Source organism: Mesorhizobium sp. M7A.F.Ca.CA.003.01.2.1 (assembly GCF_003998945.1).
GTDB lineage: Bacteria > Pseudomonadota > Alphaproteobacteria > Rhizobiales > Rhizobiaceae > Mesorhizobium > Mesorhizobium ciceri.
This window is the reverse complement of the sequence record NZ_RZRA01000229.1, coordinates 1-6,527: the sequence shown is the minus strand read 5'-3', so window position 1 is coordinate 6,527 and position 6,527 is coordinate 1. Positions and strand designations below refer to the sequence as shown.

The window sequence follows — 6,527 nt, the reverse complement described above, 5'->3', positions numbered from 1 at the left end:
GCGCTTCGAAAGCGACCGACGGTCAGCGATAGGCCAGCGGCTCGACCTTGCGGATACGCGCCTCTTCGATCACCGCTTCGAGCAGCGCCGTGTTGCGCTCCGGGTCTTCGCCCGGCTTCTCGAACGATACGTAGTTGACCGCCACCGACGCGCCGAGCTCGCTCAGCGTCAGCTGGAAATAGACGGTGACGCCGGGCGGCCTCAGTTCCAGATCGAGCACGATGCGCGGGCTGCCGCTCCAGTCGACATGCGCCTCACCACCATGGCCGAGCCGCAGAGTACCCGGCATGAAGAACAACTCAACCGCTGAATCGACCAGGTCCGACAGGCATGCGAAATGCTCCAGCCGGATAAAGGCGATGTAGTCGGCGACATCGATCAGCCTCAGTTCGCCCACCACCTGCTCGATGGCGCTGGCGACGATGATCTCGCGGGATTTTGCGTGCGGTTGCCGGTTCATGAAATCTGTCTGCGCTCAGCCTTTTTCGAGTAGACGATCCGCACCAGTTCGGCGACGGCCTGGTAGAATTGTGACGGGATCACATTATCGACCGAAACTTGCTTGTACATGGAGCGGGCGAGCGCCACGTCCTCGAAGATCGGGATGTTGTGTTCCCGCGCGATCTCGCGGATCTTGAGCGCCACCAGATCCTGGCCCTTGGCCAGCACCATGGGCGCCGAGTCCTCGTCGCGCACATATTTCAGCGCGATCGAGAAGTGCGTCGGGTTGGCGATGATCAGCGTCGCGCGCGGCACCGCCGTCATCATCCGTTTGCGCGCCCGGTCGCGCGCCAGCGAGCGCAGCCGCGACTTGACGATCGGGTCGCCCTCGGACTGTTTGAACTCGTCCTTGACCTCCTGCTTGCTCATGCGCAGATCCTGCTTCCAGTGGAAGCGCGACCAGACGATGTCGACTGCCGCGATCAGCCCCATGACGAAGACGATCGCCACCAGGATGTCGACGGCGATGCCGCGGATGACGAGACCGAAGGCGACCGGATTGGTGATCATCCCGGCGAGCAGCTTGCGGTGGTCTTCCGACAGGGTGAAGCTCAGCACGACGATGGCAAACCCGACCTTGCCGAGTGACTTCAGGAACTCGACCCAACCCTGGATGCCGAACAGCCTGTTCCAACCCTTGGCGATCGAAATACGCGAGAGTTGCGGCCGGACCCGCTCGCCTACGAATTGCGGCATGTTCTGGAACACCGAGGCGCCGACGCCGGCGACGGTCAGCAGCACCATCAAGCTCAGGACGGCGCGGCCGACCTCGAGCAGGACGATCTTGTAAAGCGCGATGACGTCGGTCTCCGTGTCCATCGGCCAGGCTTCCGGCTTCTCCAGGAACATCGACAGGAACATGCCGAGATCGATGATCGCATCCTTGGCGTAGAAGACGGTGAACACCAGTATGGCAACGAACGAGGCAAAGAGCGCTGTCTCCCGCGAATGGGGCAGCTTGCCCTGTTCGATGGTGTCGCGGATCTTCTTTTCCGTCGCCTCTTCGGTTTTCGAATCCTTGTCGACCGCGTCAGCCATGGCGCGGTCCTAGGCGGCGTCTTGGGTCGAGGGGAGTTCGAAGGCGCCTTCGCGCGACAGCCGGATCGTCGTCGTCACGATCGTCTTGCGGGCCGCCATGATATCGGCGAGGGGGATCCCGTCCGAGCCCTGCCCGAGCTCGGCTTCGATCATGCGCCGCGAGCGGGCGCCGATGGCCGACAGCACCGATTCTGCAAGGGCGGCCGACGTGCCACGCAAGGCCAGCGTGACCAGCTCCGTCGATAGCCCGTCGAACAGCAGCACCCGCGCTTTCTGGGTGAGCAGCGGCAGATCGTCGAAAGCAAACAGCCGGGCTCGCACGCCGTCGAGATCAGGCGTGCCGGCGGCTTCCAGATCCTGCATCACCTCCTCGAGCAGCGGCTTGTCGAGTTCGTTGAGGACGCTGGCGACACGCGCCTGTCCGGCCGAGGTATCCTTGGTCGAGGTTTCGGCCAGCACACTGGTGCGCAGCCGGTTTTCGACGATCCTGGCGGCAGCGTCGGGAACATTGGCCATCGTCACCATGCGCTTGATGATTTCTCCACGCATCGGCTTGGTCAGTGTCAGCAGCACGCTCGCCGCCACCTGCGGCGCCAGCTTCGACAACACCATGGCCGCTGTCTGCGGATGCTCACCGGCCAGGAAGGCGCCAAGCCGCGCCGGTTCGAGCTTTTCGAGCTCGGGCCAGATCGGCGGCGGGCCTTCCGGTGCGACCTCGAATTTCCTGTCGCCCATGATCGCGCTCATCTCTTCGGGCGAGAGCGATTCGTTGAGGATGGTGTCCATCCTGTCGGCGGAATCGAGCAATCCCGCCCCTTCGGTGAATTCGGCCTCGAACTCAGCGACAATGCGCTCAAGATCGCTTTGCGGAATCGTCCGCAGCAGCCGGGCGCCCTCGATCAGGGCCTTCAGTTCTTCCTGCTTGAAGAATTTCAGCAGGCGGCTGGCCGACGGCTTGCCCATCGCCACAAGTATGGCGGCCGCCTTCTGCGCGCGGGTCAAGGTCACCGGCGTCGTCATGCCACTCGCCTCCGCTGCCACCGGCAAGCCCCGCAAACCATGTCTAGGCGCCCTTCGTGCCGGCGATGATTTCGGTCAGCCTGATGCCGAAGCGCGAAGGATCGCTTTCCAGAACGGTTATCTCGCCGCGCGCGATCTTTCGGCCGTTGACCACGACGTCGACAGGTTCGCCGATGCGGCGATTGAGCGCCACGGTCGACCCTTTTTGCAGCGCCATCAGATCGGAGACCGGCATCTCGGTGCTGCCGAGGATGATCTGGACATCGACGGGGATGTTCATGATCACGCTCGAATTGGCCGATGAGGCCGCCCTGAACGCCGCATCGGGACGTTGCTCCTCTTCATGCAGGACCCCGCGCAACTCTTCGATGGCACGGTCGAGTTGCTCGTCCGGCTGGTCGAGGTCGGCTTCCGCCTTGGTTTTGGCCATGATCGTCTCCAAATGCTCAGGCGCGTCCGGCGGCAGCCGGCATCAGCCCGTCGATAAAGTCCTGCCCGGCATCGTAAGGTTGCCTGATCCGGACGGTGTAATTCTGTCCCAGTTTGCCGAACTCGCATACGAACAGCGTCTTGCCCCGTGCGCTGAGACGCGCCTGGGACTGGGCCGTTTCCTCGAATTCGATGACGTCGCCGATTTCGAAACCGGCGAGGTCGCCGAGCGTCAGCCGCGCCAGCGGCATCGTGGCCTCGAGCGCCACGGTGGAGCGCATCACCTCTTCCGAAAAGCGGGCGCGCCAGCTGGGGCCGTGATCGTCGTCGCTGACAGGCACGGCTCCGTCGCGGCTGGCCAGCACGACGCGCTGCGGCATCGTCACCGTCACGGTGCCACTGTCGGCCGGCGTCGAGATGCCAAGCACGATGCGGATTGCCGCGCCATCGCGCAGCACGTACCGCTTCGCCTCGGTGCCCGACATTGCCCGCGGCGCGGGCAGGCGCAGGTCGAGCGAACGCTTTCCCGATCCGTTGAGGGCCTGTGCGACCTGCTGGAACACCATGGTCGAAACATCGATTTCGATTTGCGACAGATCGCGTTCGATCGGCGATGCCGGCAGATCCGGGTCGCCGCCGAACAGCGTGCAGACCATGATGGCGATCGCCGGAGCATCGATTACCAGGGTCATCGCATCGGAGGACGCCGACGAGCCGATCACGGTCATCGCAAACGTGTCGCCGGCACGCGAACGCGCCTCGGGAACGCGGCTGACCTCGATCGCTTTGAGATCGACGACGACCGGAACGCCAAACTCGCTGGTCAGGGTTTTCTGCAGCAGCGGCACGGCGCGTTCGGCCATGGCGCGGCCTGCGTCGATGACCTGCGCGGCCTCACCGCTGTCGCCGACCAGACGCTCGATGATCAGCGAGCGCGCTTCCGCTGGACTGCCCAGGCTGGTCATGACAGTGCCGGGACCGATCTGTCGCGCATCGTTCAGGCGGCCTTCTTTTCGACGGTGCCGGTATTCATCGTGCTCTGCTCGACCGCGTCGATCGTCGGCCGTTCATAGGACGAGATGGTCTTGCGGCCGAACTCGATCGCCACCTGCGGCAGCGCGCCGTTCATGTAGGCCAACAGCGTCTGCTTGACGATGATATAGAGGCGGTTCTTCTTCTCGCGCACTGTCTTGATCTTGGTGGCGACCGGTCCGACCACAGAATAGGACAGGAAGATGCCGAGGAACGTTCCGACAAGCGCGGCACCAATCAAACCGCCGAGAATTTCCGGCGACTGGTCGAGCGCGCCCATCGCCTTGACCACGCCGAGCACGGCGGCGACGATGCCGAGCGCCGGCAGGCCATCGCCCACCGCCACCATCGCGTGATAGGCCTTCATCTTGTCGGACCTGATGGTCTGGATTTCTTCGTCCATCAGCGCCTCGATCTCGTGCGAGCGGGCATTGCCGATGATGATGATGCGGCAGTAGTCGCAGATGAAATGCGTCAGATCGTGGTTATGCAGCACGGTTGGGAACGCCTGGAAAATCGCCGACTCTTCCGGATTGTCGATATGCGCCTCGACCTCGCTGCGGGATTTCGAGCGCAGCTCGCGCATCAGCGAGTGCAGCACGCCGAGCGTTTCGAGATAGTCCTGTTCCTTCGGCACCGCCTGCTTGAAGGCTTCGAGAATGCCCTTGCCGGTATCCTTGACCGTCTTCATCGGATTGGCGACGAGGAAGGTGCCAAAAGCCGCACCACAGATGATCACTGCCTCCCAGGGCTGGATCAGCACGTGAAGATGGCCGCCCATGGCCATGAAGCCGCCAAGGACGCAGCCGAGCGTTACCACCAGTCCAATCAGAATGCCCACGACAGGTCCTTCCGCATTTCACATCAGGAGCTAGGGATAGCCCCCGTGCCTTGTGTGAGGCTTGAATCGAAGGCGTCGGAGACGATTCAGTTTCGCGCAAGGAAGTAGGGGTATTGTCCGGACATAGCTTCGGCCGGAGGCACCTCTTTGCTTAATACCTTTACCAGCTACCAGCTCATCACCAGGGACATTTCAAAGTCGATCGACAGGATCGAGCAGCAGCCCGTGGTTGATCGCGACACCAAGTATTATCTGGACAACATCACCAAGGTGAAATCGATCGACGATTTCGTCAAGAATGACCGTTTGTTCAAATATGCCATGAAGGCCTACGGGCTCGAGGACATGGCTTACGCCAAGGCCTTCATGGTCAAGGCACTCAAGGAAGGCGTCTCCGATCCCAACAGCTTCGCCAACAAGCTGACCGACAAGCGTTACGCCGAATTCGTCAGGGCCTTCAATTTCGCCGCCAACGGCACCAGTACGACTGTCTACAACAAGGCGCAGCAACTGGTGACCAGCAACTATGCGCTGCAAGTCCAGATCGGCGCCTCGCAGAAGGGGCTCCCTTACTACCAGAGCGAAACCGCCTACTACGTCACCAACATCGCCAAGGTTAGATCGGTCGACGACCTGATGGGCGACAGCCGCCTGCTGACATATGCGATGGCCGCTTTCGGACTCGACGCCGCAACCGAACCTGCCGCAACCGTCAAGGCGATGCTCGAAGGTGGCGTCAGCGATCCCGACAGTCCCGCCAACAAACTGCCCGACAAGAGCTACGCCAAATTCGTCGCAGCCTTCGACTTCGCCCAGTATGGCGATCAGACGACCATGCGCGACGATGTCCAGCAGGCGGTGCCGAAAGGATACATGGCCGGAGCCGGACTGACATTGGTCGAGCCAAGCGCGCAATATATCAAGGGCGAGGCCGATTATTACGCGGCAAACATTTCCAAGGTGACGTCGATCGACAACCTCATGGCGGACAAGCGCCTGCTCACCTTCGCCATGGCTTCCTACGGACTTGATGCGTCAACCGAAACGCCGCAGCAGATCCGCACAATGCTCGAGGGCGGCGTCAGCGACCCCGACAGCCCAGCAAACAAGCTGACGGATAAACGGTACGCCAACTTCGTCACGGCCTTCAACTTTGCCCAATATGGCGATCAGACAACGTCGCGCGACGAAGTGCAGAAAGACACCCCGAAAATCTATACGACGGAGTCGGCGCTTGGCCTGATCGCGCCGAATGCGGACTACATCAAGTCGGAGACCGCGTACTACCTTGCCAACGTCACGAACGTGAAATCCATCGACGACCTGATGGCCAACAGCCGATTGTACAACTACGTGCTCTCGGCCTACGGACTGGACCCGGCGACGGAAAGCAAGGACCTCATCCGCAACGTTCTTGCCGGCGGCATTCGCGACGCCGACAGCGTCGCCAACAAGATGACCAACAAGGCCTATGCCGGGCTGGCCGCCGCCTTCAACTTCGAACAACATGGCGAAGCGGCCACCACCATCAATCCGGCGCAGCAGCCGACCGTCGACAAATACATGCGCCAGACCCTCGAAGAGGATGCCGGCCAGACCAACCAGGGCGTGCGGCTGGCGCTTTATTTCGATCGCAAGGCCCCAACCATCACCAGTTGGTATGACG

General features: G+C 62.0%; 7 protein-coding genes. 1 reads left to right on the top strand and 6 read right to left on the bottom strand.

The window, feature by feature from the left end:
* Window positions 1-22: 22 nt before the first annotated feature.
* The 6 genes from EN969_RS12025 to motA are packed head-to-tail and all read right to left on the bottom strand — an operon-like array spanning window position 23 to window position 4,861.
* The gene (locus tag EN969_RS12025) at window positions 23-460 is read right to left on the bottom strand and encodes a hypothetical protein (protein WP_024502682.1); all 438 of its coding nucleotides are present in this window, start codon (window positions 458-460) and stop codon (window positions 23-25) included.
* Window positions 457-1,539, bottom strand: coding sequence for a flagellar biosynthesis protein FlhB (gene flhB, locus EN969_RS12020; protein ID WP_024502683.1), 1,083 nt, complete (start codon window positions 1,537-1,539; stop codon window positions 457-459). The genes EN969_RS12025 and flhB overlap by 4 nt, the downstream gene beginning before the upstream one ends.
* Before the next feature lie 9 nt (window positions 1,540-1,548).
* Entirely contained in the window at window positions 1,549-2,559 is a 1,011-nt protein-coding gene (locus EN969_RS12015) for a flagellar motor switch protein FliG (RefSeq protein WP_013529806.1), read from the bottom strand.
* A gap of 43 nt (window positions 2,560-2,602) precedes the next feature.
* Complete coding sequence (gene fliN / locus EN969_RS12010) at window positions 2,603-2,989, bottom strand: flagellar motor switch protein FliN (RefSeq protein WP_023809994.1); 387 nt, start codon at window positions 2,987-2,989, stop codon at window positions 2,603-2,605.
* 16 nt (window positions 2,990-3,005) lie between these two features.
* Window positions 3,006-3,953, bottom strand: a complete 948-nt coding sequence (locus tag EN969_RS12005; RefSeq protein WP_013529804.1) for a FliM/FliN family flagellar motor switch protein — start codon at window positions 3,951-3,953, stop codon at window positions 3,006-3,008.
* A gap of 32 nt (window positions 3,954-3,985) precedes the next feature.
* Complete coding sequence (gene motA / locus EN969_RS12000) at window positions 3,986-4,861, bottom strand: flagellar motor stator protein MotA (RefSeq protein WP_013529803.1); 876 nt, start codon at window positions 4,859-4,861, stop codon at window positions 3,986-3,988.
* A 147-nt stretch (window positions 4,862-5,008) separates the two neighbouring features.
* Here motA and EN969_RS11995 point away from each other — a divergent pair.
* The coding region (locus EN969_RS11995; protein ID WP_127419142.1) for a DUF1217 domain-containing protein at window positions 5,009-6,527 on the top strand (1,519 nt) is incomplete at its 3' end.